This window comes from Streptomyces sp. CA-251387 (assembly GCF_050936625.1).
Taxonomy (GTDB): domain Bacteria; phylum Actinomycetota; class Actinomycetes; order Streptomycetales; family Streptomycetaceae; genus Streptomyces.
Genome location: NZ_JBNJMJ010000001.1, coordinates 1096239 through 1121775, shown reverse-complemented (window position 1 = coordinate 1121775; position 25537 = coordinate 1096239). Strand labels below are relative to the sequence as shown.

General features: G+C 71.0%; 17 protein-coding genes and 1 riboswitch. Of the genes, 14 read left to right on the top strand and 3 right to left on the bottom strand.

Annotated features, from left to right (window positions below; genetic code table 11):
* Positions 1-66 precede the first annotated feature (66 nt).
* The 3 genes from ACQEV2_RS04840 to ACQEV2_RS04830 all read right to left on the bottom strand — a co-directional run bounded on the left by ACQEV2_RS04840 (position 67) and on the right by ACQEV2_RS04830 (position 7281).
* Positions 67-1743 (bottom strand): C40 family peptidase, encoded by a 1677-nt coding sequence (locus ACQEV2_RS04840; RefSeq protein ID WP_433036876.1) that lies wholly within the window; start codon positions 1741-1743, stop codon positions 67-69.
* Between the two features lie 8 nt (positions 1744-1751).
* A riboswitch (cyclic di-AMP (ydaO/yuaA leader) is annotated at positions 1752-1923 on the bottom strand.
* Positions 1924-2064: 141 nt separating this feature from the next.
* Entirely contained in the window at positions 2065-3123 is a 1059-nt protein-coding gene (locus tag ACQEV2_RS04835) for an NAD-dependent epimerase/dehydratase family protein (RefSeq protein WP_433036874.1), read from the bottom strand.
* 153 nt (positions 3124-3276) lie between these two features.
* Positions 3277-7281 (bottom strand): choice-of-anchor D domain-containing protein, encoded by a 4005-nt coding sequence (locus ACQEV2_RS04830; RefSeq protein WP_433036872.1) that lies wholly within the window; start codon positions 7279-7281, stop codon positions 3277-3279.
* Between the two features lie 623 nt (positions 7282-7904).
* On the opposite strand from ACQEV2_RS04830, the gene ACQEV2_RS04825 reads away from it, so the two are divergent.
* The 14 genes from ACQEV2_RS04825 to ACQEV2_RS04760 are packed head-to-tail and all read left to right on the top strand — an operon-like array spanning position 7905 to position 25537.
* The gene (locus ACQEV2_RS04825) at positions 7905-9770 is read left to right on the top strand and encodes a phage tail sheath subtilisin-like domain-containing protein (protein ID WP_433036871.1); all 1866 of its coding nucleotides are present in this window, start codon (positions 7905-7907) and stop codon (positions 9768-9770) included.
* Between the two features lie 33 nt (positions 9771-9803).
* Complete coding sequence (locus tag ACQEV2_RS04820) at positions 9804-10328, top strand: phage tail protein (protein WP_004003113.1); 525 nt, start codon at positions 9804-9806, stop codon at positions 10326-10328.
* A 26-nt stretch (positions 10329-10354) separates the two neighbouring features.
* Entirely contained in the window at positions 10355-11134 is a 780-nt protein-coding gene (locus tag ACQEV2_RS04815) for a hypothetical protein (RefSeq protein ID WP_433036868.1), read from the top strand.
* The gene (locus tag ACQEV2_RS04810; RefSeq protein ID WP_433036866.1) at positions 11127-11873 is read left to right on the top strand and encodes a hypothetical protein; all 747 of its coding nucleotides are present in this window, start codon (positions 11127-11129) and stop codon (positions 11871-11873) included. Before ACQEV2_RS04815 ends, ACQEV2_RS04810 begins: the two co-directional genes overlap by 8 nt.
* 33 nt (positions 11874-11906) lie before the next feature.
* Positions 11907-12827, top strand: coding sequence for a DUF4255 domain-containing protein (locus ACQEV2_RS04805; RefSeq protein WP_433036864.1), 921 nt, complete (start codon positions 11907-11909; stop codon positions 12825-12827).
* Between the two features lie 33 nt (positions 12828-12860).
* Positions 12861-14879, top strand: a complete 2019-nt coding sequence (locus ACQEV2_RS04800) for an ATP-binding protein (protein ID WP_433036862.1) — start codon at positions 12861-12863, stop codon at positions 14877-14879.
* Positions 14870-15190, top strand: coding sequence for a hypothetical protein (locus ACQEV2_RS04795; protein WP_433036860.1), 321 nt, complete (start codon positions 14870-14872; stop codon positions 15188-15190). Before ACQEV2_RS04800 ends, ACQEV2_RS04795 begins: the two co-directional genes overlap by 10 nt.
* Positions 15187-16578 carry an eCIS core domain-containing protein gene (locus ACQEV2_RS04790; protein ID WP_433036858.1) on the top strand — a complete coding sequence of 464 codons (1392 nt, stop codon included), beginning with the start codon at positions 15187-15189 and terminating at the stop codon, positions 16576-16578. The genes ACQEV2_RS04795 and ACQEV2_RS04790 overlap by 4 nt, the downstream gene beginning before the upstream one ends.
* A complete protein-coding gene (locus ACQEV2_RS04785; RefSeq protein WP_433036856.1) occupies positions 16557-21974 on the top strand; it encodes an eCIS core domain-containing protein in 5418 nt (1805 codons plus the stop codon). The genes ACQEV2_RS04790 and ACQEV2_RS04785 overlap by 22 nt, the downstream gene beginning before the upstream one ends.
* A gap of 34 nt (positions 21975-22008) precedes the next feature.
* A complete protein-coding gene (locus ACQEV2_RS04780) occupies positions 22009-22716 on the top strand; it encodes a hypothetical protein (protein WP_433036854.1) in 708 nt (235 codons plus the stop codon).
* Positions 22713-23414, top strand: coding sequence for a hypothetical protein (locus tag ACQEV2_RS04775; RefSeq protein WP_433036852.1), 702 nt, complete (start codon positions 22713-22715; stop codon positions 23412-23414). The genes ACQEV2_RS04780 and ACQEV2_RS04775 overlap by 4 nt, the downstream gene beginning before the upstream one ends.
* A 10-nt stretch (positions 23415-23424) precedes the next feature.
* A complete protein-coding gene (locus ACQEV2_RS04770; RefSeq protein WP_433036851.1) occupies positions 23425-23808 on the top strand; it encodes a hypothetical protein in 384 nt (127 codons plus the stop codon).
* Positions 23801-24940, top strand: a complete 1140-nt coding sequence (locus ACQEV2_RS04765) for a hypothetical protein (protein WP_398823867.1) — start codon at positions 23801-23803, stop codon at positions 24938-24940. Before ACQEV2_RS04770 ends, ACQEV2_RS04765 begins: the two co-directional genes overlap by 8 nt.
* 60 nt (positions 24941-25000) lie before the next feature.
* Positions 25001-25537, top strand: coding sequence for a phage baseplate assembly protein V (locus tag ACQEV2_RS04760; RefSeq protein WP_398823864.1), 537 nt, complete (start codon positions 25001-25003; stop codon positions 25535-25537).

Genomic DNA, 25537 nt, shown 5'->3' with positions numbered 1-25537 from the left:
GGAAACCCGGGGAAGCGAAAGCCACCCCGCCTCGCGGAGGCGGGGTGGCGGTGGTCGGTCGGCGGATCAGGCGGGGCGTATCACGCTGTGGATCGCCGCCTCACCGGCGTAGTGGATCGACTCCTCGCGGATGGACGCTCCCGGGCCGGGGGCGTGGATCATCATGCCGTTCCCGGAGTAGATGCCGACGTGGCCGACGTGGAAGAGGACCAGGTCGCCGGGTTCGACGTAGGTGAGGGCGATTCCGCGGCCGGCGGTCGCCTGCTCCTGCGGGGTGCGCGGGAGCGTGATGCCGGCGGCCTTCCAGGCGGCCTGGGTGAGGCCTGCCCCGTCGTACGCGTCCGGGCCCGTGGTACCCCAGACGCAGGGCTTGCCGAGCTGGGCGCGGGCGAACTCCAGGGCCCGCAGGGCTCGGGTGTCCTGGGGTGCGGTGGACGTGGCGACGCTCGTGCCCGGAGCCGGGCTTGTGTCCAGGGCCGGGCTTGTGTCCGGGGCCTGGCTCGTGGCGAGGGCCTGGCTCGTGTCCAGAGCATGGCTCGGGGCGAGGACCGGACTCGTGTCCAGAGCGCGGCTCATATCGAGGGCCGGACTCGTGTCGAGGGCCCGGGGGTGGAGTGTCTGACCCGCGCCGAGGGTTTGGCTTGTGGTGGCGACCGTGGGAGTGTCGGCAGACCAGCCTGCGGTGCCTGCCCAGGCCGTCGTGTCGGCCGGGACCGGCGTCAGGTCGGCCGCCCCCAGCTCCTGCAGCGCCTGCCACTGCGTCTCGGCCGCGGCCTGGACCGGAGCCGGTGTGGAGCTCCAGGTGTCGGTGGGCTCGAGCGCGGTCGGCGTGGCGCTCCAGGTGTCGGCGGCCGGTGCCTCGCTCGGCGCGGTCTCGATCGGCGCGAGCGTGGTGCCCTGCTTCGCGGTGTACGCGGACAGCAACTGGCGGGCCCGGTCGAGCTTGCGCCGGCTCTGCTCCTTGGTCGTCCGCAGTGAGGACCGCTGCTGCGGATCGGCCGTCGACTCGGTCGCGGGCGCGGTGGTCGGGGCGGGCAGGGCGAGGGCGGTCTGGATGCTCTGGGTGCTCTGCGTGTCCTGCGTGTGCTGGGTGGCCCAGGTGGTCTCCTGCGGGGCCTCCGGAGCGGCCGGCAGGGCGGCGACGGGGCCGGCGGTCAGCTCTGCCACGGGAGTTGTGCCGGTGGCCGGAGCGGACGTCAGTTCGGCGACCGGGGCGGCGGGGAGCTCCAGGGCGGCGCGGCCGGATGTCTCGCGACCCCGGTCGATGAGGCCATCGACCGCACGCTCCGCAGGACGCGCGGGCCGTGTCCCGCTGGGACGGTCCGGCACCCTGTCGCTCGGCAGCCTCGCCGGGACGGTCGGACCCAGCTTCGAGCGGGCCACGTCGAACCACTGGCGGGCGACGCTGTCGAGGGCGGCGTCGCTGCGCCTGTTCTCGTCCCGCCGGACCGCCGAGGCGGACCCGCGTCCGGCGCCCGTCGGCCGGTCGGCGCGCCCCCGCGGTCCCGTCGCCGCCGCGCGGGTGGCGTTGAAGGTCCCCGTGTCGGACTCGGCCCGGTCGTAGAGGGAGCTGACCCGTCGGCTGACCTCCTCGCGGCTCGGCGTCTCGTCCCCGACGGAGGGGGCGGCGTTGGCCGTCTGTGCGAGCAGGGCCACAGAGGTGAGGGCCGCCGACGCGAGTGCGGAATTGCGCATGCCGGGCAGGCTCAAAGCCCCCGGACGCGCGGTGCGTTCCGGCGTCATGGGCGACGTACTCCTTCCGTATTCCGCCTACCGAGTTAGCTGACGGGTTCGGGCGGTCGGTCCGGAAGGTGTGCCCTACGGTCCTTGCCCCGAAGGGCAGTTGGCCGATTCACCCCAAGTTCGGTTGGGTCCCCGGCTCCAGTGGCCCTGCGGGCGCACCGGACTCGGCGGAGGCCGCGCGTCCCGGCGGGTTCGCCGGAGGTCGTCGCGCGGCCTGACGGGTAACTTAACCAACTTGTGTGTCTCACGTGAAGATTGACGTGTGAAATGTCCGATACGTTTTTGTGACCTTCGACGCTCGGAGCGGATCGAGGGCCGAATTCACTTCGCGGCGCGCTGGCTCCGCCACGCCGCGTAATGATCGAGGATCGTCTCCTCGATCGGGCGGTAGGTGATGCCCAGTTCGCTCACGCTCCGGCTGTTGTCCACCTCGAAGCGGATGCCGAGGTGCTTGCGGATGTAGTCCTGGGTCAGCCCGAAGGCCGGGCCGAGGACGCGTACGGGCCAGTGGGGGAGTGCGGTGCGCGGGAGGCGGAGGTCGCGGGGGTACCGGGTCCGCAGGATGCGGGCCATCTCGTGGAAGGACGTCATGGTCCGGGCGGCGAGGATGTAACGGCCCTTCGCGTCCGGGTTCTCCGCCGCCGCGATGTGCGCGTCGGCGACCTCGCGGACGTCCACCGTGGTGAAGCTGAAGTCCGGTGCGCCGTAGAAGAAGTAGCCCTTGAACAGCTCCTCCAGCAGGAACAGGCTGCCGGACTCCGAGGCGGGCGTGAGAGAGGGGCCCAGGATCAGGCCGGGGTTGACCGACACCATCCGCCAGCGGTCCTGGGCGGCCTCCGCGTCCCACGCCGCGCGCTCCGCGACCGTCTTGGCGTAGTGGTAGGGGTTGTTCTCCACCGTGCTGGTGGTGTTGAAGTACCGCTCCGACAGCACCGCGCCGTCCATGTCCAGGACGTCCGCGTAGTCGCCGAAGATCGCGCCCACGGTGGAGGTGAGGACGAGCCTGTCGACCGTCGGCGTCCGCTCGATGGCCGCCAGCACATTGCGCGTGCCGAGCAGGGCCGGGTCGACCATGTCCCGGCGGCCGTCCTTGATCTTCTCCGGCATGCGGAACGGCGACGCCACATGGCACACCACCCGGCACCCGCTCATCGCCTCGTCGAAGGCGCCCTCCGTCAGCAAGTCCGCCTCGAACAGCGAGAGTCGGCCCGGATGCGCGTCCTGCAACTCCCGCAGCGGCCGTACCTTCGCCGTGTCGGCCGTGCTGCGCACGGTGGCGTGGACCTCGTAGCCGCGCTCCAGAAGCCGCCTGACCAGATGACTGCCGACGAACCCGCTGCCACCGGTGACCAACACGGCCCCCGACCCGTTGCCGCCCACCCTCACTCCTTCTCCCGACTGCTTCTCCCGCGCGGAAGCCGGTCGATCACGGTAGCGGCGATCCCTGTGCACGGCCATGAGTTCGAGGGCGCCGGGGACGGGTTCCCCGAGGTGCAGCCGGGTACCGAACAGCCGTCTGCAGACCGGGTCCGGTCATACTCCGTTGCCGCGGAGGCGGATGACGTGGGGGCTGTCCTGGGCGTTGGTGCTGATCCTGAGGCTGCCGAGGAGTTCCCCTCGAGCGGGCGGGGTGAACGTGACGTCGACCGAGCGGGAGTCGCCGCCCCGCAGGACGGCACCGGTACACGTGTCCGCCGTCTTGGCGAAGCCGGCCGCACCGTCGGCGAAGTCGACATGTTGGACGGTCAGCGCTCCGGAGCCGGTGTTGGTCAGCTGCACCGTCCGGGGAGCGGAGGCGGAGGCGACCGCCTGGTCGCCGAAGTCGAGGGCGGCGGTGCTCAGTGCCACATGAGGAGCCACCCCGGTTCCGAGCAGGGCAGCGGTGTGGGTCCGGCCGAGGCCGTCGGTGACGCGTACTTCGCCGGCGCGGGGGCCCTCCGCCGTCGGGAGGAAGATCACCCTGATCCGGCAGTAACCGTTCGGCCGCAGCACACTGCAGGAGTGGTCGTGGCGGAAGTCGCCGCTGACCGCGAGGCTCTGGATCGTCAGCTCGGCGTTCCCGGTGTTGGTCAGCAGCAGGTCCTGCCGTGCGCTGAACGAGCCGACCGGCTGCGCATCGAAGGTCAGCCCCGGCGGATCGAACGTCACCACCGTGCCCAGACCGGTGCCGGTCAGCGGCACCGAGAGGCCGGGCACGGGAGCCGCGCACCGCGCGACGAGCTCGGCGTCCCGTACGCCGATCGCCGTCGGCCGGAAGGTCACCTCGACCGCACAGGAGCCTCCGGGGGCCAACGGGCCGCCGGTGCAGCCCTGTTGGACCGCGTAGTCGCCCGCCGCGGCTCCCGTGACCGTCACCGAGGTCACGGTGATCGGATCGGTTCCGTTGTTGGTCAGGGTCACATGGTGCGGTGTGGCCGCACTGCCCACACGCTGCGGCGGGAAGCCGACCGCGGTCGGGTCGGCGCCGCACAGGGGCGCGGGGACACCCGTGCCGGTGAGCGCGACGGTGCGGGGGCTGCCGGGAGCGTTGTCGGTGATCCGCAGTTCGGCCCTGCGGGGTCCGAGTGCGCTCGGGGTGAACAGGACGGCGACCGTGCACGACCGCTCGGGCGGGATGGTCTCCCGTCGGCAGCGGTCCTCGGCGAGTTGAAAGTCACCCGCGTCAGGTCCCACGAGATCGACGGCGCCGATCTCCAGATCGAGCACCCCTTCGTTGCTCACCGTCACCGCCCTGGGCAGCCCGTGGGTGGTGAGCGGCTGGTCACCGAAGGCGAGTGCGGCGGGATTCAGCAGCGCGATCGGGGCGGCCACCCCGGTGCCTTCCAGCGCGACGGCGACGGGTCCGTCCAGCGTGTCGCCGTCGAGCGTGAGCGTGCCGGCCAGCGGGCCGGCGTGTCCGGGGGTGAAGACCACGTCCAGAGCGAGGCTCCCGCCGGGTGGCAGGGCGGTGTCCGGCAGCGGCGTGAGGACACGCCACTCCCGGCTGACCGCGAGGCGAATCCGGGCAGCCGGGCGGGACCCGGTGTTGGTGACCGTGATCTGCTGCGCCGTACTGGCCGTCCGGATCTCCTGCGGGCCGAAGACCAGCCGGGCGGGCGCCGCTTCGAGGCGTGGGCCCACCCCCACCGCGCTGACCCTGAGGGTGCGGCGGTCGGTGAACCTGGCCGGGGCGGACGTATCACTCGTCTCCAGGACCAGCTCCGCCTCCACCCGGCCGACGGTGCGCGGAGAGAACCACACGGGGAAGGAGCGCGACGCACCTGCCGGCACGCGGCGGTCCGACAGCACCACAGGCGCGCTGAAGCCTTTCGCGGCACCGTCGCCGTCGATGAACAGCTCGTCGATGACGGCGTCGATCGACCCCTCGTTGCGCACGATCACGGTCCGGGGCACCGTGGCTCCCGCCTCGACCTCCCCGAACGGTACGTCCGGCCCGGCCACCGCCGGTACGAGCGCCACGGAGAAACCGCGCACGTTCGCGCTCAGCTTCACATGGAAGCCGCCCAGGTCCGGGGCGTTCGTGTGGACCAGCAGCGTCCCGGCGTGGGGGCCCGTTTCGGTGGGGGTGAACTTCACCTCCAGCACCGCGAGATCGCCCCGGGGAGCGGGTGACCCGGTGAGCGTCACGTCCAGGTTCTTCTTCCTGCCACGCGTGCCCCACAGCGGCGAGTCGGGCTCGTCCTCGGTGCGGAAGTCCCCGGAGAAGCCCTGCGGGGAGATGCGCAGCCCTCCGGTCCCGACGTTCTTGCAGAAGATCCGGGCCGTCCTGGTCCTGCCGATGTCGACGGTCCCGAGGTCCCAGACGGGTTGCGGCACGTCCAGGACCTTGGTGCCCACCGGCAGGTCGGGCAGGTCGGGGGCGGTCACGGGGCGCCCGACGTAGATCTCGGCGAGGGGGTACTCGTCCTGCAGCCGCACGAACCGGCCCACGGACGGGGTGCCCGCCAGGTCGACGAGGAACAGCAGGTAGTAACCGGGCGGCGCCACCCGGCCGTTCGGCGGCATCAGGACGGTGATCGCGTCGTCCTCCCGTCGCGTGATGTGCAGGGCGACGAGCCGCTGGTCGGGATTGAAGGCGTGGGTGGCCGAGCCGCAGCGGATCAGGTGCACCCGCCGGATCCCGCGTGCCTCGGGCGTCGGGACCCGGAACTCCTGGCCGTGTCCGGCCCCGATCAGCAGCCTGCCGACAGCGGGGCGCTCGGCGGGCACGATCGCCCCCGCCTCGTCGCGAGTGAAGAGGTACGGCGGCGAGTAGACCTCGATCCTCAGCTCCCGCGCATCTCCTTTCGACGGGTCGTCCTTGCGGACTCCGCCCTGGTTGCGGTCGCTGTCGTGGTTGGAGCCCGCGATCCAGACCCGGCCGTCGGGCAGGAGCAGCGCCACCGAGTGATAGACCCGCGCGATCCGGTTCGGCGACTCGGCCAGCTTCTCCCAGGTGTCGGAGTCGGGGGTGTAGCGCTCCGCCCAGTGCACCGCGTTCCCGTCCCTGCCGCCGCCGAGGACGGGAAGGCGTTCCGAGGTCGCTCCGCCGACCACGAGGACCGACGCGTCGGGCAGCAGGACGGCGTTTGCGTACGCCCGGTACGGATCGGGCCGTCGCTCCCCTGTGGGGCGCCAGCCGAGATGGGCGTTGTGGGGTTCGAAGAACTGGGGCCGGCGCTGGCCGCAGATGAGGATCCGGGCACCGTAGTGCGGCGGGATCAGAGGGAGCAGTACGGAGGGGAACGCGGCCCGGGCGTAGATGTTGAACGGCCAGAACGGGTCACCGGCCTCCCCCGGGGACTGTCCTGCCGGAGGCGGCGGGCCGAGGTCGGCGGTCGTCAGGCGCGCCGGGTCGATGTTCCTGGTCCGGCGGCGACCGCCGACGCGCAGGGCCGTGGACGAGAAGATCCGCCCGTCGGGCAGCTGGTGCAGCCGTGGGTAGTACACCATGGGGCGGATCTCCTTCCCGAAGTAGTGGGTGACGCCGCCCGTCTCCTCCAGAGGCGGATCAGTGAGCACGGGGGCCGACCAGGTGCGGTCCGCCGGGTCGAAGATCTCGATGCGCGTGTTCTCGTGCGGCCCCCGGTCGTCGCCGTGGCCGCCGAGGACGAGGGCACGGCCGTCCGCGAGGGTGAGGCACGTCGGGTACCAGCGGCCTCCTGCCATGGAGTCGACCGAGCGCCAGAGCTCGCTGCGCCAGTCGAAGACGAGGGCCGTATCGGTCCCGGTGAAGTGGTCGACCTTCGCATGCTCCGGGTCGGCCTTGTCCTCGTAGTGCTCGGTTCCGCCCACGACGAGCACGTTGCCGTTGGGCAGCAGGCAGTGACCGGCGCAGAAGAGGTCGTCCGTCAGGGGCCCGCCGGTCAGGCGCACCTCGTTGGTCACCGGATCCCACAGCCTGGTCGCGTTGATGACGCTCGCCGGGTCCGGTGGAGCCTCGTCGTGCTCGGACCCGCTGAAGTAGAGCACTTTGCCCGATGGCAGCAATGCGGCATGCACGGCGAGGATCTGCGAATTCGCCGTGACCAGTTCCCAACTTCCCTGTCCGGCAGGCATCTCGGCGCCTCACCCCGTCCCCCTGGCGGCCCTTGCCGACACGCTAGCCGTGGCCTCGGCGCGCCAACCAGGTCCGGCCGAGCGTAAAGCCCCTACGCGCAGGGGGAGTTCTGGTATCGGCCGCGCGTACGGGTGCGTTCGCGTCACCCATGGAAAACCAGCCATGGCACGTTGTGTACGACTCGGGGAGGCCGTACGGACGTGCGACCAGCCGAACGGCGTGGATCATGGATCTCCGGCGGGATTTGAGGGCCGCACGGGGCCGGAGGACGGCACCCCCCGTGCAGAATCTGTGAACCAGCCGGCCGGGGCGCGCCGGTGGGATGTGTGGATGTCGCGAGAGGGCCTTCACCAAATCCCCTCCCCGGGTGGCCTGAAGGCGCCTTGCTCGGTCAACTTCGAACACAGCAAGGTGGGTTGAGCACTTGAGCATCAGGAGTCACAAGCGCGCTGCTTGAGCCGTGCGGCCGATCGCCCACGGTGATGACGGGGGAAACTGTTGCGGTGCACGTGAGTGGCGTCGCCCGTGTGGGTGGCGTTTTCGTGCCCCGAGTCGGGAATGCCTCCCTCTGCCATCTCTTGGTGCCTTTGTCCGGTGCCCGAGACAGGGAGTAGGAGGGGGAATGCCGATGAGCGCGCTGAGCGCCGCCAAGCCGACGTATCCCGGCGTCTACGTGGAAGAACTTCCCAGCAGCACCCGCACGATCTCGACCCTGACCACGTCCGTGACGGCCTTCGTGGGCCACACCCGGCGGGGTCCGCTCAACGAGCCGGTACGCGTCACCAGCTTCACGGAGTTCGAGCGCCGCTTCGGCGGCCTGAGCGCGCAGAGCGCCGTCGGCTACGCGGTCCACCAGTTCTTCGGCAACGGCGGCACCGTCGCGGTGATCGTCCGCGTCGCCAAGGCCGGCAGCGGCAAGGCCGCCTGCGTCACCCTCAAGTCCACCGAGGGCCACAGCGAGGGCCCGGTCCTCGAAGTGCACGCCAAGGAGCCCGGCGTCTGGGGCAACGGCCTGCGGGTCGCCGTGGACCACGACACCCCGTGCCCTGACGAAACCTTCAACCTGCGCGTCTACGACGCCAAGGGCGACGCCCGCGAGAGCTTCACCGGCCTGTCCATGGACCCCTCGCACGGCCGCTACGCGCAGACCGTGATCAACGCGGGCTCCAAGCTGATCCGCGTCGAGGTCGTCGGCGAGGGCCGCCCCGACCCGTCCGGCACCGTCTCCAAGCCCTTCGGTGACGAACTGCCCAACCTGGAAGTCGACCTGACCGTCAAGATCGGCGAGGTGGAGCGCGAGTTCAAGCTCTACGACCCCGACTGCGACGGCGAAGCCCCGTGCTCCGTGGCCGAGTTGGCGCTGCTCCTTGAGCGCAAGCTGCGCGCCCTGCCCGACGCGCCCGGCAAGCACGCCTTCGCGGGCGCCGAGGTCACCGCCTTCGGCCGCCGCATCCAGGTCGTCGCCGGCTCCACCGACCCCGAGGACGTCGTCCGCTTCCTCGGCGAGTGCGCCAACGACCTCGGCCTGGAGGCCTCCGTCAACCCGCCGGTGTTCCCGCTGGAGGGCGGCGAGGACGGCGCGGCGCCCGGTCCGCGCGACCTCATCGGCTCCGAGGGCGACAAGACCGGCATCCAGGCGCTGCGCGGCGTCGCCGACGTCAACCTGCTGGCGCTGCCGGAGCTCGCGGCGTACGAGAAGACCGATGACGCGCTCACGGTGATCTCGGCCGCCCAGCGGCTGTGCCAGGAGCGGCGGATCTTCCTGCTGGTCGACGCGCCGAGCACCTGGGTCAGCGTCGACACCGCCCGCGCCGGGCTCGCCGCCTTCGACGCCGTGCGCGGCAACCACGCCGGCCTGTACTTCCCGCACCTCCAGCTCACCGACCCGCTCACCGGGCGGCTGCGCTCCTTCCCGCCGTCGGGCGCGGTCGCGGGCGTCATCGCCCGCACCGACTCCGAGCGCGGCGTGTGGAAGGCCCCGGCCGGCACCGAGGCGCGGCTCGCGGGCGTGCACTCGCTCACCGTGAACCTGACCGATCGCGAGACCGGCCTGCTCAACCCGCTCGGCGTCAACTGCCTGCGCACCTTCCCGGTGACGGGCCCGGTCGTCTGGGGCGCGCGCACGCTGGAGGGCTCGGACGCGCTCGACAGCGAGTGGAAGTACGTGCCGGTGCGGCGCCTCGCACTGCACGTGGAGGAGAGCCTCCAGCGCGGTCTGCAGTGGGTGGTCTTCGAGCCCAACGACGAGAACCTGTGGCAGCAGATCCGGCTCGCCGCCTCCTCGTACCTGCACACCCTCTTCCGCCAGGGCGCCTTCAAGGGCGGCACCCCGCGCGAGGCGTACTTCGTCAAGTGCGACAGCGACACGACGACCGCCGAGGACATCGAGAACGGCATCGTCAACGTCCTCGTCGGCATCGCACCGGTGCGGCCGGCGGAGTTCGTGATCGTCAAGATCCAGCAGACGTCCGGGCAGTTCGCGCTCTAGGCGCGGGGAATCGTGGAGAACTGAAGGAATCCGATGGCTGAGTTCACGGTCAACGCGCATCGCTTCGACCCGTACAAGAACTTCAAGTTCCTGGTCCTGTGGGACGGTCGTACGGTCGCCGGCATCAGCAAGATCAGTCCGCTGAAGCGGACGACGGAGGTCGTCAAGCACCGGCACGGCGGCGATCCGTCGTCGCCCCGCAAGTCGCCCGGCCGCTCCGAGTTCGAGGGCATCACCCTGGAGCGCGGCGTCACCCACGACCCCGAGTTCGACCGCTGGGCCAACAAGGTCTGGCAGGTCGGCGCGGGCCTCGGCTCCGAGGTGTCCCTCGCCGACTTCCGCAAGGACATAGTGATCCAGGTCCTCAACGAGGCCGGGCAGGTCGCCGTCTCGCACAAGCTCTACCGGACCTGGCCCAGCGAGTACCAGGTCCTCGGCGAGCTGGACGCCAACGCCAACGCGGTGGCCATCCAGTCGCTGAAGCTCGAGTGCGAGGGCTGGGAGCGGGACTACGAGGTGCCCGAGCCGGAGGAGCCCTCTTTCCTCAACCCAGCTTGAGCAAGGGGTAGTTGAGGGGGGACGAGATGGCGATCACGGGGGCGGCCGAGCTGCTGGCCACCTGGGAGGCGTGCCTCGCCGAGGCACCGACGGGGCGTGCCCTGCTGCTGCACCGCACGGCGCGCCCGGACGTCGACGCCGCGAGCCTGCCGGTGCTGCCGGTGGGGGAGCGCGAGGCCGACCTGTTCGCGCTGCGCCGGGCCCTGTTCGGCGAGCGGATGCAGGTGCGGCTGGCGTGTGCGGCGTGCGGGGAGGACATGGAGTTCGACCTGGACGCCGGGCAGTTCGCCCGGTCGCTGGGCGGGAGGGGTGGTTCAGCGGCCGGGCGGCGCGGTCCGGTGGACGGGGGCGACCCGTCCGCCGGCGCCGTCGTGCGGGTCCAGCAGGACGGCTGGGACGTCGAGTTCCGGCTGCCCGGGGTCGCCGACCTGACGGCGGCGGCCCGGGCGGCGGACCCGCGTGCGGCCCTGCTCGCCCGGTGCCTCGTCTCGGCGGTGCGCGACGGCGCGGCCGTGGACGCCGGCGACCTGCCCGTCCCGGTCCAGCGCCGGATCGCGGAGGCCGTCGAGGCCGCCGACCCGGCAGCCGACGTGACGCTCAACGTCGGCTGCCCCGACTGCGGTGCGACCACCCGGGCCGAGCTCGACATCGCCTCCTACCTCTGGACCGAACTGGACGCCTGGGCACGGGACCTGCTGCTCGACGTCCATCTGCTCGCCACCTCCTACGGCTGGAGCGAGCCGGAGATCCTGGCGCTCAGCCCGCTGCGGCGCCGTTACTACCTGGAGCTGTGTGCGGATGTCTGACGCCGAAGGGGCGCCGGTTCCCGACTTCCTCGACCGGCTGATCGCCCGGCACGCCCCGGCCGCCGCCGGGCCGCGCCCGGGTGTGGTGCGGGTACGTCCCCGGCTGCCCGGCCCGTTCGAACGGGTGGAGGCTGTACGGGCCACCGCACCCGAACCGGACGACGGGAGCGACCTGCTGTGGCCGTCCAGCACGCCGTCGGACGGACGGCAGGAGACGGCGCCGCGTCCGGCGACGCCCGCCGCCCGGCTGCCCACCGAACGCGAGCGGACGGTCGTACGCACCGAACACGCCCCGGCGGACCCGGCACCGCAGCCCACCCCGAGGGCGCTGCCCGAGGCGCCGCTGCTGCGCCCCGTTGCGCCGGTCGCCACGGGCCCGCGCCCGACGCCCGACGCCGCACACCGGGCGGCGGGCAGGGGCCGTGCGGAACACGGCTCCTCCCAGAACGTGGTGTCCGTGCCCATCCCCCCGGGCACGGACGCCACACCCCACGCCGCCGTGTCCACCCCACCACGGCCGAGCGCCGCGGACACGGCGGCGGCCCGGGACGCCGTACGGCAGGCCGCGGCCCGGCGGCCCGGGAAGGCGCCCGAGCAGGTGGTTCAGGTGCAGATCGGGCGGCTGGAGGTGACGGCCGGACCGGCGCCGTCCGGCGGCGGCCGGCAGCGGACGCCCGAAAGGGGCCGTACGGGGGCGACCTTGAGCCTGGCGGAGTACCTGGCGCGAGGGCGGGAGTGACATGACGGACCGAGGAACCGAGGAACTGACTTCATGAGCAACGCACTCGCCATCGCCCATGTCACCCAGGCCCTCGCCCTGCTGCTCGAGTCCAACCTGGGCCCGGAGTTCGACGAGGCCGTCAAGGTCGAACCGCGCAAGCCGCCGGCGGAACCGCCGGACCAGCCCACCATCAACGTGTTCCTGTACCAGGTCACACCCAACACGTCGATGCGGGGCAACGACCTGCCGACCCGGACGTCCGACGGCACACTGATCAAGCGGCCGGCCGCCGCGCTCGACCTGCACTATCTGATCAGCGCGTACGGCGACGAGACCGAACTGGTCGGGCAGCGGCTGATCGGCGCCGTGGTGCGCACCCTGCACGAGATCCCGATCCTGCCGAAGGACGTCATCGAGCAGGCCGGCGAACGGCCGTACCTGTCGGGCAGCGACCTCGCTGAGGCGGCGCAGCGCGTGCGGTTCTCGCCGACGGTGATGGACATCGACGAGACGTCGAAGCTGTGGGGGATGCTCTACCAGACGCCGTACTCGCTGTCGGTGGTCTACCAGGCGTCCCTGATCTTCATCGACGGGCGCGAGACACCGGTACCGGCGAAGCCCGTGGAGCGGCCCGAGGTACGGGTGCTGCCGTTCGGGGCGCCGGGGGCTCCGGTGCCGCCGGTGATCGGTGACGGTGCCTCAACCGACAGGTCCGGCGGCGATGTCGAGGCCGTGAACGGCGTCGAGAAGGCCGAGACACCTGAGAAGCCTGCCGCCAGGACACCGGCGAAGGCCCCTGCCAAGGCGCCGGTGAAGGCGGCCGCCAAGACGGCCGCGAAATCGCCGGCCAAGGTGCCCGCCAAGGCTCCGGCACGAGGCCGCAAGGCGGCACAGCCGAGCAAGTCGGCACGGCAGGGCGGGACCGCACGCGGTACGGGGACGGACAGCGGGACCGAAGGCACCGAGAACTGAGACGGCATGGGAACGACGGGGGCAGGTGAGGACATGGGGACGAACGAGCCGGGCACACCGGGCACTTCGGCGACGACGGCGGACGGACACGGCGTCGGCGCGACGCTGACCGCGGAGATCCGCCGTGTCCTGTCCCGCATCGATGCCCACGCGGCAGGCGCCGGGCAGGCCACCGCGCCCCAGCCCGACACCGAGCCCGGCACCCCGAACGCCACCGGCTCCACGAGTCCGGCTCCCCTGGCCACCCCGGGCACCGCCCCCCTCGACGCCCTCGTCGCCTGCTTCGGGCTCACGCCCTTCGAACGCGACCTGATCCTCCTCACCGCCGCCGACGAACTCGACCCCACCACCGCAGCCCGCTGCGCCGCGGCCAGCGGTGATCCGCAGCGGGCGTACCCGACCTTCTCGCTTGCCCTGGCCGCCCTCGCCGAACCGCACTGGAGCGCGCTCACCCCCGTTGCGCCGCTACGGCGCTGGCGGATCGTCGAGCTCGACGACGAGTCCCGGCTGACGACCTCCCGGCTGCGCCTGGACGAGCGGATCCTGCACTTCCTGCTGGGCTCGCCCTACCTGGACGCCCGTCTGCACGGCCGCCTGCGCCGCGCCCCGGTGCCGGAGCAGCTGCCGCCGTCGTACGACCTGGCCGCGAGCCGTGCCGCCGAGGGCTGGACGACGGGGGCGAGCCCGGACGCGCCGCTGCTCGTCGAGGTGACCGGCGGCGACCTGCGCAGCCGCGCCGACATCGCCGCCGGGGCGGCCGCGCGGTCCGGGCTGGCGCTGTACGCCATGGGCGCCGAGGACATCCCCACCGACCCCGCCGAACGCGACCGGCTCGCCCGGCTGTGGCAGCGCGAGGCGATCCTGCTGCCCGCCGCGCTGCTCGTCGAGGTCGGCGAGCTGGACCGCGACCAGCGGGCGGCGACCGAGGCATTCCTGGCCGGGGCCGCCGTACCCGTCGTCGTGTCCAGCGAGGACCCGCTGCGCACGGACCGCCCGCACGGCGCGAGGGTGGCAGTGCCGCGCCTCGACGACGAGGAGCAGGTCGAGCTGTGGGCGCAGGCCTTCCACCCCGTCGCCGACCTGGATGACGGTGAACTGCGCTCCCTGGTCGCGCAGTTCCAGCTGCCCCCGCATGTCGTACGGTCCGCCGCCGCAACCGTACGCCGCCGGCTGCCGTACGAGGACGAGCTGGACGCCGCCCAGCTCGCCTGGCGAGCCGGTCTTGAGGAGGCCCGTGTCGGCATGGACGAGCTGGGCCGCCGGATCGAGCCGGAGGCGGGCTGGGACGATCTGGTGCTGCACGAGCGGCAGTTGAGCGTGCTGCGCGAGATCGTCGCGCACGTGCGGCAGCGGGCCACCGTCCACCAGGAGTGGGGCTTCGCCGGCACCCTGCGCCGCGGCCTCGGCGTCACCGCGATGTTCGCCGGCGGCTCCGGCACCGGCAAGACGCTGGCCGCCGAGGTGATGGCGAAGGAGCTCGGCCTCGACCTGTTCGTCATCGACCTCTCCCAGGTGGTGAGCAAGTACATCGGCGAGACGGAGAAGAACCTCCGCAGGGTCTTCGACGCGGCCGAACGAGGCGGCGCGCTCCTGCTCTTCGACGAGGCCGACGCGCTGTTCGGCAAGCGCAGCGAGGTCAAGGACAGCCACGACCGGTACGCCAACCTGGAGGTCAGCTACCTGCTGATGCGGATGGAGGCCTACCGCGGCCTCGCCATCCTCACCACCAACATGAAGAAGGCCCTCGACACCGCCTTCATGCGCCGCATCCGCTTCGTCGTCGACTTCCCCTTCCCCGCCGAGCACGAGCGCGCCGAGATCTGGCGCCGGGTGCTGCCCTCGCGGGCCCCGCTGAAGGACATCGACCCGGACCTCCTCGCCCAGCTCACCGTCGCGGGCGGCTCGATCCGCAACATCGCCCTGTCCGGGGCCTTCCTCGCCGCCGAGGAGGGCGACCGGCTGCAGATGCGGCACATGCTGGCGGCGGCGCGTACGGAGTACCTGAAGCTGGAGCGCTCCTTGACGCCGACGGAGGTCCGCGGATGGGTGTGAACAGGGAACCGACCCGGACGGCCGTGAGCCGGGGGGCCGAGGAGCCCCGCGAGATCCGGGTGGAGATCGGTGAACTCGCCCTTGAGGGTTTCCGCGTGGACCCCGAGCGGGTCTCCGCCGCCTTCGAACAGGAGCTGACCCGCCTGGTCCGCGTGCACGGCGTCCCGCTGGCCGCCGACGGCGCCCTGACCCTCGACGCGCTCAAGGGCCTCCCGCCGCTGCCCGCCGGCCTGTCCGCCCGCCGCCTCGGCCAGGAACTGGCCCGAGTCGTGCACGAGGGGCTCAGCGGCCACGGGGAGGTGACGCGGTGAGCAACTCCCAGGCGCAGGACGCCCGTTCGGAGCAGTCGGCCGAGCAGCGCCGCCGCAAGCGCAAGGAACGCGCCGCCAAGTCCCGTACGCCGGAGCCCAAGGACATCGTCAGCGGCGCCGGTCAGCCCCTCGACCCCGGCGTACGACGGGAGCTGGAGGAGCAGCTCGGGCACGACCTCAGCCGCGTACGCCTGCACACCGACCGCGACGCCGGGCAGCTGACCGAGCTGCTCGGCGCCGACGCGGTCGCCGTCGGCCAGGACATCTTCTTCCGCGAGGGCGCCTTCAAGCCGGGCACCGACGAGGGCCGCCGCCTGCTCGCCCACGAGCTTCTGCACACCGTGCAGAACCCGCACGGCCTCGGCACTCTGCGCGCCGGGCGTGAGCTGGGCGCGGTGAGCCTGCCGCAGCAGGCGATCGAGCGGGAGGCGGAGTCGGCGGCCCGGGACCTCGTACGTCCCGAGGCGGCGCGCACGGAGGAGTCCGCGCCGGACGTCGAGGAGGGGCAGGCCACCCCCGGCTGGCTGCGGTACGCCACCGTCGACGCCGACCGCAACCGCGCCGAGGCCATGGACCCGGCGACCCTCGTCGACCGGATCGCCAACTCCGTCGTACGTTCCCTGCGCGGCGACCCCGAGGACCTGTCCCAGCGCACCCGCAAGCAACTCGCCCGGCTCCCGGAGGAGTTGCTCGACGGTGTCCTCGTCCGCCTGGAGAACCGGCTGCTCGCCCCGGAGCACGACCGGGTGCTCGACCTCGTCGACGAGGTCGACGCCTACGAGGACCACGCGCCGGGTCTGGAACGCAATGCGCACGACGCACCCGAGATCGAGCCGGACACGGCCGAGGATGTGCGCACCGAGCGCGAGAACGCGCTGCGGGCGGTGGAGGAAGGGCGCGCGGAGGAGGAGCGGCCGGGCCTGGCGCCCGGCCCGGAGAAGGAGCGGGACACCGAGGAAGGCGCGGCCGGCAGCACCCCGCAGAACGGCGGTACGCCGGAGCGCGGGACCACTCCGCAGGGCGGAGGCGCGCCGCGGGGGTCGGGCGCCTCCGGGGAGGGAGTCACCGGTTCCTCCGGGGCCGCCCAGCCCTCTGCCGCCGGGGCCGCGCAGTCCCAGGGCCAGGGCTCGGGCTCGGGCGCCCCGGCATCGCAGAAGGAGCAGTCCTCGTCGTCGGCGTCGTCCGCCGCCTCCTCGTCGTCCGGGGGAAGTCGGAGGGCGGACAGCAGGGCGGGGCGAAGAAGTCCCAGGACGGTGCGGCCGGCAAGAAGGAGAAGGCGGGCAAGGAGGCCACCGAGCAGGAGGAGACGCCCACCGCGACCAAGGAGGAGTCCGCGGCGAAGAACCGCCCGGGCGCGGCCGAGGCGATGGTGGCGGGCCGGCAGCTGAAGCAGCAGGACAAGCAGGGGCAGGAGAAGCCCAAGGGCTCGCCGACCACTTCCGGCAAGGACACCCAGCTGGTCGGCAAGTTCAGCACGCTCGAGGGCAAGCGCAACCAGGACGTCGAGGGTCTCGAGGAGGAGACCGAGGACGACCCGTTCGGCTCCGGCAGCGAGTCGGAGGTGGAAGCCGGCGGCGAGGAGCCGAGCGCCTGGGACATCAAGCTCCGGCCCGAGGACTTCCTGCCACAGCAGGATCTCGACGTGTCCGGGGTTCCGACCGCGGACGCGCTGGACCCGGACGCCACCCCCGCTCTCCCGTCCTTCCCGGCCCCGCCGCCGACCAGGGCCGACGAAGTGCAGGCACAGCGGGATGCCGAGGACGCGGAGGACGCGGCGGCGGAAGCCGAGCCCGAGGAGCAGGACCTCGGCACCGCCGAGGCGGAGTCGGCGGCACCGGAGACCGAGGGCGGGCCGGACGGCGACGGCGGCTTCGGCGGTCTCGAACTGGAACGCGCTGCGGCGCCGCCCCCGTCGAGCGCGGCATCCCGGGACCCGAAGGCCGGTGACGACCCGAAGCTGGGTGCGGTCGCGGCCCAGAGGACCGTGCAGGAGGCCCCTGGCAAGTCGGACGGGAAGTCCGAGGGCGGCAGCGCGGCCAAGGAGCCGGCCGCCAAGGAGGAGAAGGGCACTGCCGCCGGTGGCGACAAGGCGTCGGCCGCGCCGGAGAAGGAGTCCCCGCAGGCGACGGGTGGCCGGGCCGCGCAGACCGACGCCGCGGCCGGAGCGAAGGAGTCGGCGGGCGGGGCCGGTTCGGAGGCTTCGGGGGCGCAGGGCGCGGGGGCCGCGCAGGAGGCGGCCGCAGGTGCGGGCGCGCAGGGTGCTTCGGGAGGTCCGGGTGCTCCCGGTACTCCCGGTGCGTCCGGGGGCTCTGATTCCGCTTCCGCTGAGACGTCCGGAGCCGCGGGGACGGGTGCCGGGGGCTCGTCGGACACGCCTGCGACGGGCGGCGCGGTGCAGGAGAGCGGGCCCCAGCCCAGCGCTCGTACGGAGACCTCGGCGGCTCGTACGCAGACTTCGGCGGCGCCCAAGTCCGCACCCGCCCCCGCTCCCAAGGCCGCTCGCGAGGAGAGGGGCGCACCGGAGACCGCGCCGTCGCCCAAGGCGTCGGCATCGTCCAGCCGCCCCACGGGCGGTGGCGGTGGCGGCGGTGGAGGAGCGTCCGCACCGGCCCGCGGGAAGGGCAAGAAGGACTCCGCCCCGGCACCGAACCTCTCGGGCGTCGCCCCGGAGGCAGGCCTGGCCACCGCCTCGAAGCTCAAGCCGCACAAGGCACTTCAGGCGATGGGCGGCGTGGGCGGCGCGGTGGACCGTACGGTCGGCGACGAGCACAAGACGCTGGCCTCCGCACCGCCCTCCATGCAGCGTCCGGCGGGCGCGCCGCAGACCCTCGAGGGCAAGCCGAAGACGGATGCTCCGGCCGAGTACTCGCAGGCTCCGGCCGAGCAGGCCAAGGAGCCGGACCAGGAGAACGCCGAGGTCACCGGCGCGAAGGAGCCCGACGGCCAGATCGAGGCGGAGAAGGCCGAGGAGCCGGGCGGCTGGGACACCTTCAAGATGGCCCTGGGCTTCATCGGCGGCAAGATCGTGAATGCCGTCGGCAGCCTCTTCGGTGCCGACGAACCCCTGGTGGACCCACAGGAGCTGGCTGCCAAGTTCGCCGGCCTGCCGACGAAGGACGAGGCGCTCAAGCAGGCGCAGGCGGGCAATGCGCCGGGCGTCGAAATGCAGGGTGGTGCCGAGCAGGCGTCCACTGAACAGGGCGGCAATGTCGATGCCAAGGGCCAGGAGACCATCGGGACGGCCCAGGACGACGCCGGTCGTGGGATGGGCGAGGACCAGGTCTACCCCAATGCCCCCAAGGAGCAGCTGACGGCGAAGGTCCCCGGGCAGGGCGGTGGCGGCCAGGGAGCCGGCGTCGAGGGCGGAGGCGCGACCGGTGCCGTACCTCCGGAGGCGGCTTCCGAGGTGGCGGAGCACGAGCGCGGCCCGCAGTTCCAGGCCGCGTTCAGCGAGGGCCAGAAGGGCATGTCCGAGGGCCGTCAGGCCAAGGACCGTGACTTCCGTGACTCGCAGGCGAAGCACAAGCAGCAGGTCGACGCCGAGATCGCGGCCAACACCGAGACGCAGGCGGGCGAGCGCGAGAAGGCGATGGCCGAGGTCACCGCCCAGCGCGAGGACTGGCGTACGGAGCAGGACAAGGAGCTCAAGAACCTCGGCGACAAGAAGTCCGACCGGCAGGAGAAGGTCCGCCAGGACGTCAAGACCGAGGAGAAGAAGACAGACGACAGGGTCGAGACGGAGAAGGAGGGCAGCGACAGGAAGATCAAGGAACAGGCCGACAACGCGGAGAGGGACGCGGACAAGAAGAAGAACGATGCTGCCCAGGAGTCGGGCAACTGGCTCTCGAAGGCCTTCGAGTGGATCAAACAGAAGGTCATCGACATCAAGAACGCGATCGTCAAGGTCATCCGTGACGCGCGCAATGCAGTCATCAACTTCATCCGGGACTTCAAGAAGAACGTCGAGGGCTGGATCAACGCCGCCCGCAAGGCCATTGTCGACGCCATCAAGAGCCTGATCACGGATCTGATCGAGTTCGCGAAGGCGATGGTGCGGGCGATCATCGACCTGGCCAAGCGCATCCGGAACCTGATCACGTCCCTGATCAATGCGGCGATCGCTCTCGTCAACAGGCTCGCCGCCGCGCTGAAGCAGGCCATCAGCGACCTGCTGGACGCCATCGGCAAGCTGCTCAGCAGCATTCTGGAGATCCTGAAGAAGGCCCTCCTGGACGTCGTCAAGGCCGTCGTGGCCGCGGTGAAGGCGGTCCTGGACTTCGCCGCCGGACTGCTGAGCGCCCTCGGCGACTTCATGCTCGTCGCGGTCGACTTCCTCTCCGACCCGGGCGGCTGGCTGAGCGGCGCCAAGAACTCCGCCGTGGACGGCGCGAAGAACCATCTGTTCCGAGAGGTCAAGGCGGCCGTCAAGGAATGGTTCCAGTCCAAGATCGAGGAGATCATCGGTGTCCCGAAGGCCATCCTGGACAAGCTGATCAAGGGCGGCATCACCCTCGAACAGATCGTCAAGGAGACCTGGGACGCCATCGTCCCCCAACTCCCCTTCATCATCGGCGAGATCGTCATCACCAAGGTCATCGCCAAGCTGATCCCGGGCGCCGGCTGGGTGATGGCCGTCATCGACGCCATTCGCGTGGCCATCGGCGCCCTCGGCGAGATCCTGCGCGCGATGGGCGCGGTCCTCGACTGGCTGAAGGCAGTCCGCAGCGGCGGCGCGGGCATCTTGTTCGCGAAGGCGGTGGCGGCGGGCATCGTGGCGTTGCTGGAGCTTGCGTACGAGGCGCTGCTGAGCGGCATCGGCAAGTACGTCGCGAAGGTGGGCAGGCGCTTCAAGAACATCGCCGCGCGGCTGGGGCAGGGCGGCAAGGGTGACGGCAAGAGGCCCGCCGCAGGCGGCGCCGACGACAAGGGCGGCAGGAACGCCGACCCCGAAGGAGAGAAGGGCGCGCCGGCGCCCGGCCTGCCCACCGCCGGCACCCCGAAGCCGGGCAAGAGCACGGGCACGAAGTCGAACGCAAAGTCCGACCCGAAGGCGGGCCCGACCAAACCGGCAACGAGGACTCCGGACAAGGACACGACTCCGGGTCCCGCCAAGCCCAAGACCGACAAAGACGCCCCGGGCAGGCCCACGGGCACGGACACGCCGGGCCGGCCGAAGAAGGACAGCCAGGGCGACAAGCCCGACACCCGTCCGACCGCCTCCCCGAAGCCCAAACCGCAACCGAAGCCGGAGCCCAAGCCGGACGCGAAGCCGAAGGGCGCTGACGCCAAGTCCCCGGACAAGCCCAGGGACGACAACGAGGCACCCGCGACCACCAGGCCGAAGGACGGCGACGGCAAGAGCCCCGACAAGCCCAAGGACCAGGACCCCAAGGACCAGGACCCCAAGCGGCCCACGGGTGACGGCAAGGACACCCCCGGAAAGCCCAAGGACGACAAGGACGCACCGGGCAGGCCCAAGTCCGACACGACACCGGACGGCAAGAAGCCCGGGCCGAAGGATGACAAGGACGCGCCCGCCAAACCGAAGCAGAAGCCGGACAAGGACGGCCCGGGCAAACCCAAGGGGAAGCCGGATCGCCCGGGCCCCGGCAAGACCAAGCCCAGGCCCGACAAGAGCGGTCCAGGCAGGCCCAAGTCACGGCCGGACAAGGACAGGCAGAAGAAGGACGAGAACTCGGACAACGCCAAGGAACGGCGTCTCGACCTCATCGTCGCCCGCATCCGGCGGATTCTGAGCGACCGACTCGACGACGGTCTCTCGAAGCAGAACCATCGCGGGATACTCAACGCGCTCAGGGCCCATTTCAAGCTGACCAGCCTGATTCGAGTCGGGGATCCGGACTTCACCGTTATTGCGACACTCAACCCCACGCGACCGGTCCTGCGCGGGAAGAACAATCTCCAGGGTGACGTGAAGGACTACCTGTACGTACTCAGCGACCCGGAGCTGCCTGCCACCAAGGTGCCCAATTTCTCCAACAACAACGAAGTGGCCCATGACTTCGAAGCCCAGTACATAACCAAGCAGTACGCAAACTCCCACGGCTCGACCGCGGACGCCGCCCCACGCAACCAGCCCGTAGGGTTCCGCCACCTCAACCTGTACGGCCTCAACAACGATCCCTCGAACTGGTGGGTCCGGATGCACCTGCTGTCCGAGCAACTCGGTGGCCCGGCCGCGGGCACCAACTTGGTGCCGGCCAGGGGCCCCTCGGTCAACACGAAGTTCAAGGACGAGATCGAGAAGCACGCGTACGGCTACCTGGGCGTCGCCGACCAGGCCCCCAACAAGAAGGCCATCTGGTATCGCATCCGGGTCAACTACCATCCCGGGCCGTACGAAGGGTTTCCCAGTTACCTGCAAGCCAGGTGGGGACGACACGAACTGCAACGGCACAAGAACACCAGCAAGTGGGTCACCATGGACAAGAGCAAGGGCGGTGTCCATGAACAACACGTGACTCCGGAGAAGCCGCCGAATCCGGGCAGCACGGCAAAGGTCACGATCAACAGTGCCACCAAGGGACAGCTCAAGCACCTGCTCGACGCCACCCCGGAGTTCGCACAGCTTGCCTACGAGGCCATCGAGCAATTCCAGCGCGACAAGTTGCGTGAGATCACCACGGTGGGTGAACTCGTCCAAGCCATCCTCGATTACGAGAACGCGCGGATGGCCAGGACCGGCCGGAAGACCTCCTACTTCCCCAAGTTCAAAGAAAGGCTCAGAGAGCTTCGCAACAACAGCAGCTCACTACCGTTCTAGAGACAGAAGAAGCCGAAGCCAAAATGGAGTTGCCGTGCGCGACCTCTCACACAGCGAGCAGAGTCACGTGGACTCGCTGAACGCGATCCTGGAATGCGATGAACTCGAAGTCGAATTCTCCAAGAACGGGCCCGTCCTGGACAGGCTGGACGAGAACCCCACAGCGATCGAGTTCTTCGACGAGTTCGACAACGTGGCCCTGGGGAGCTACTTGCGAGAGTGCAACATCTGGTTCACGGAACTGTCCTGCCGTTGGCGCGCCAAGACCGGAAGTCCTGAGCTCGGTGGGGAGTTCAGACTGCGTGACCTGTACGACTCCATTCTGTTGCCGCCCCCGCAGTTCACTCTGGAGACCGCCGGCGCGAGCGACTTGGCAATCTATGAACAGCTACGGGTGGTTGACTTTCCGCAACATGCAGGAACGGGCCACTTCGCCGCCATTCGGATCCAGCAGCACGTGGATCCGCTGGAGATGTGGTATTACGACATGAGATTGAGCACGGCCCCGGGTATCGATTCCGACCTGGTGAAACTCGATCTCACGTACTGCCAGTACCTCGAAGCCCTGCTCCTCACCAAAGGTGTCTTCGGGTGGCAGTACCTCTTCGCTGACATCACGCTTCGCGGAATCGTCTTCAGGGACACAGTCGAGCGCTTGAAACGCATGCTCGAAGTGTTTCCCGAGCTGTTCCCCGATCATGACTATGGAGATTTGGCTGCCCGGTTGGAGGCCCGCCTGTGACCCGCTACGCCGACATCCCCAAACCCATCCGCTCCGGAATAGTCGTAGCCAACCCCGACACCGGCACTCCCCAGCGGATCATCGTCCTGCAGTTCAACCCGGACACCCTGGAACGCAGCGTCGCCCCCCAGTCGGCCGGCGACAGCGGCGACGCCGGAGGCGGCGGCACCGGCAGTGGGGACCGGAACGAGGCCCTCCGCCTGAAGGGCCCCGCTCAGGAGACCTGGAAGTTCACCGCCGAGATCGACGCCACCGACCAGTTCGAGATCGCCGCCCCCGACGGCATCCACCCGCAGCTCGCGACCCTCGAGATGCTGGTGCAGCCGACCGTCGCCCAGCTCCGAGCCGCGAGCAAGTTGTCGCAGAAGGGCGCCATCGAGATCAGCCCGATCGAGATGCCGCTCACCCTCTTCACCTGGGGCAGCAAGCGCGTCATGCCCGTCCGGCTCACCGAGCTCTCCGTCAACGAGTCCGCCTTCGACGTGAACCTCAATCCCATCCGCGCCTCCCTCAGCATCGGCATGAAGATCCTCACCGTCAGCGACCTCCCCGCCGGCCACCGTGGCGCCGACCTCTACATGGCCCACCTCGCCCAGAAGGAGCGCCTCGCCGCAGCCGCGCGCGGCGGCAGCCTCGGCTCGCTCGGGCTCCGCGGAGGCATGGGCACCGGAACCAACGCCGTGATCGGAAGGGGCTGAGCAGCACACCATGGCCGACATCGAGCCTTACGAGAACGCCCTGGACGCCATCCCGGGCGCCCACCCCTACCCGCGCACCAGCCGCTACCACGACGCCGAGATCGGGATTCACCGCCGAGCCGACGGCACCGAAGTCCGGTACACCAAGCGCCGGTTGCTGCCCCCGCTCGACCGGACCCCCGACGGCGACGACACCCAGCCGCACACCGTCGGTGCCGGCGAGCGCCCCGATCTCCTCGCCCAGCGCTACTTCGGCGACCCCGGCCAGTGGTGGCAGATCGCCGACGCCAACCCCGTACTCGATCCACGCGAGTTGACCGACGAGGCAGGGCGCGTCATCGACATCCCGCTCGCCGGCGGGTTCCCCGGCGGCAGGGGAGACCGGCGTGTTTGATCTGCCCGTGGGGCAGGGCCCCGTCCACATCACGCTCCTCATGGGGCCCAAGCTCGCCCGGCCCGTCCCGGCAGAGGTGACCGAGGCCCTGCTGTCCGCCCAGATCACCGCGACCGCGGGGGAGCGCAGCGGCTTCCAGCTGGCCTTCGACCTCACCAAGAACGGGATCATCAGCCGACGGCTCCTGCCCGAGGGGTTCTTCGACCCCAAGACCCGGATCATCGTCACGGTGACCGTGCGGGGCACCTCCGACGTGCTCTTCGACGGGCTGATCGTCCGTCACGAGGTCGGTGCGAGCAACCAGCCCGGCCACTCCACCCTCACCGTCACCGGGGAGGACCTGACGCTCCTCATGGATCTGGAGGAGCGCACCGCCCGGTATCCCAACCTGCCACCGTCCGAACGGGTGCTCGCCATCCTGCGCCGGTACTCCGACTACGGCATCCGGCCCGACGTCTACACCGAGAAGGTCGCCCAGCCCCCGCACCAGGATCTGCGGGTGCACTACCAGACGCAGACCGACCTGCAGTACGTCACCGAGCTCGCCCGCGCGAACGGCTACACCTTCTATCTGGAACCCGGCCCCAACCCCGGGCAGTCCTCGGCCCGTTGGGGGCCAGAGGTCCGTCTCGGCATCCGCCAGCACGCCCTCAACGTCAACATGGACGCCAACTCGACCGTGGATCAACTGACGTTCGCGTACGACGGAACCGCCCGCGAAGAGCCGCAGGCCCGTTGGCAGAACCCCGAGACCCGGCAGTCCGCCCTTCTCCCGCAGCCGTCGATCAGCCCCCTGCGCCCGCCCCTCGGCAAGCGGCCCACTCCGGCCCTCAAGCGCAGGACCCTCTCCGGCACGGCCAAGCAGCAACGCGAGCAGGCCGAGGCGGAGTTGCTCGCGCGTGCCGCCGTCTCCGCCGACGTCGTCTCCGGCTCCGGCTCGCTCGACGTCATCCGGCACGGCTACATCCTGCAGCCGCGCCAGCTCGTCGGCGTACGCGGCTCGGGACGGGCGTACGACGGCGACTACTTCGTCAAGTCCGTCACGCACAACCTGCGCCCGGGCTCGTACCAGCAGAACTTCACCCTCTCCCGAGAGGGACTGGAAGCCCGCAGCGACTACGTCCGGCCGTAACCCGCACCAGCACACCCGCACACCCACGACCCAGACCCACCAACCAGGAGCACCTCCACCATGGCGGCACCCAGCAATCGCTACCTCGGCAAGTTCCGCGGCCGGGTCGTCAGCAACGACGACCCGCTGCGCATCGGCCGTATCACCGTCGAGGTCCCGGACGTCCTCGGCGACGAGCCGTCCACCTGGGCGCTGCCCTGCCTGCCGTTCACCGGGCCCGAGTCGGGCCAGTTCGTGGTGCCGCCGCCCGGCGCGGGCGTGTGGGTGGAGTTCGAGCAGGGGGACCCGAGCTTTCCCGTGTGGACCGGGTGCTGGTACGGCGCCGCCGAGGAACTGCCGCCCGACGCGCGGCGCGAGCTGGCGGCCGACGCGCCGAACAAGCCGGTCGTCGTGCAGACGCCGCAGGCGCACAAGCTCGTCATGAACGACACGCCCGGTGCCGAGCAGGGGATCCTCCTGCAGGCCCAGGGCGGCGCGTACATCCGTATCACCAAGGAAGCCGTGGTCATCGCGACCGGCGCGGGAGCGGAGGTCATTCTGCGCGGCCGTGAAGTGACCATCAACGAGGGCCAGTTGACCGTGCTCTCGAAGCGATAA

Bases quoted from the DNA above. Each gene is read 5' to 3' on its own strand.
- ACQEV2_RS04840 (WP_433036876.1), bottom strand. From the start codon at position 1,743: ATGACGCCGGAACGCACCGCGCGTCCGGGGGCTTTGAGCCTGCCCGGC.
- ACQEV2_RS04830 (WP_433036872.1), bottom strand. From the start codon at position 7,281: ATGCCTGCCGGACAGGGAAGTTGGGAACTGGTCACGGCGAATTCGCAG.
- ACQEV2_RS04825 (WP_433036871.1), top strand. From the start codon at position 7,905: ATGCCGATGAGCGCGCTGAGCGCCGCCAAGCCGACGTATCCCGGCGTC.
- ACQEV2_RS04820 (WP_004003113.1), top strand. From the start codon at position 9,804: ATGGCTGAGTTCACGGTCAACGCGCATCGCTTCGACCCGTACAAGAAC.
- ACQEV2_RS04815 (WP_433036868.1), top strand. From the start codon at position 10,355: ATGGCGATCACGGGGGCGGCCGAGCTGCTGGCCACCTGGGAGGCGTGC.
- ACQEV2_RS04810 (WP_433036866.1), top strand. From the start codon at position 11,127: ATGTCTGACGCCGAAGGGGCGCCGGTTCCCGACTTCCTCGACCGGCTG.
- ACQEV2_RS04805 (WP_433036864.1), top strand. From the start codon at position 11,907: ATGAGCAACGCACTCGCCATCGCCCATGTCACCCAGGCCCTCGCCCTG.
- ACQEV2_RS04800 (WP_433036862.1), top strand. From the start codon at position 12,861: ATGGGGACGAACGAGCCGGGCACACCGGGCACTTCGGCGACGACGGCG.
- ACQEV2_RS04795 (WP_433036860.1), top strand. From the start codon at position 14,870: ATGGGTGTGAACAGGGAACCGACCCGGACGGCCGTGAGCCGGGGGGCC.
- ACQEV2_RS04785 (WP_433036856.1), top strand. From the start codon at position 16,557: ATGGTGGCGGGCCGGCAGCTGAAGCAGCAGGACAAGCAGGGGCAGGAG.
- ACQEV2_RS04770 (WP_433036851.1), top strand. From the start codon at position 23,425: ATGGCCGACATCGAGCCTTACGAGAACGCCCTGGACGCCATCCCGGGC.
- ACQEV2_RS04760 (WP_398823864.1), top strand. From the start codon at position 25,001: ATGGCGGCACCCAGCAATCGCTACCTCGGCAAGTTCCGCGGCCGGGTC.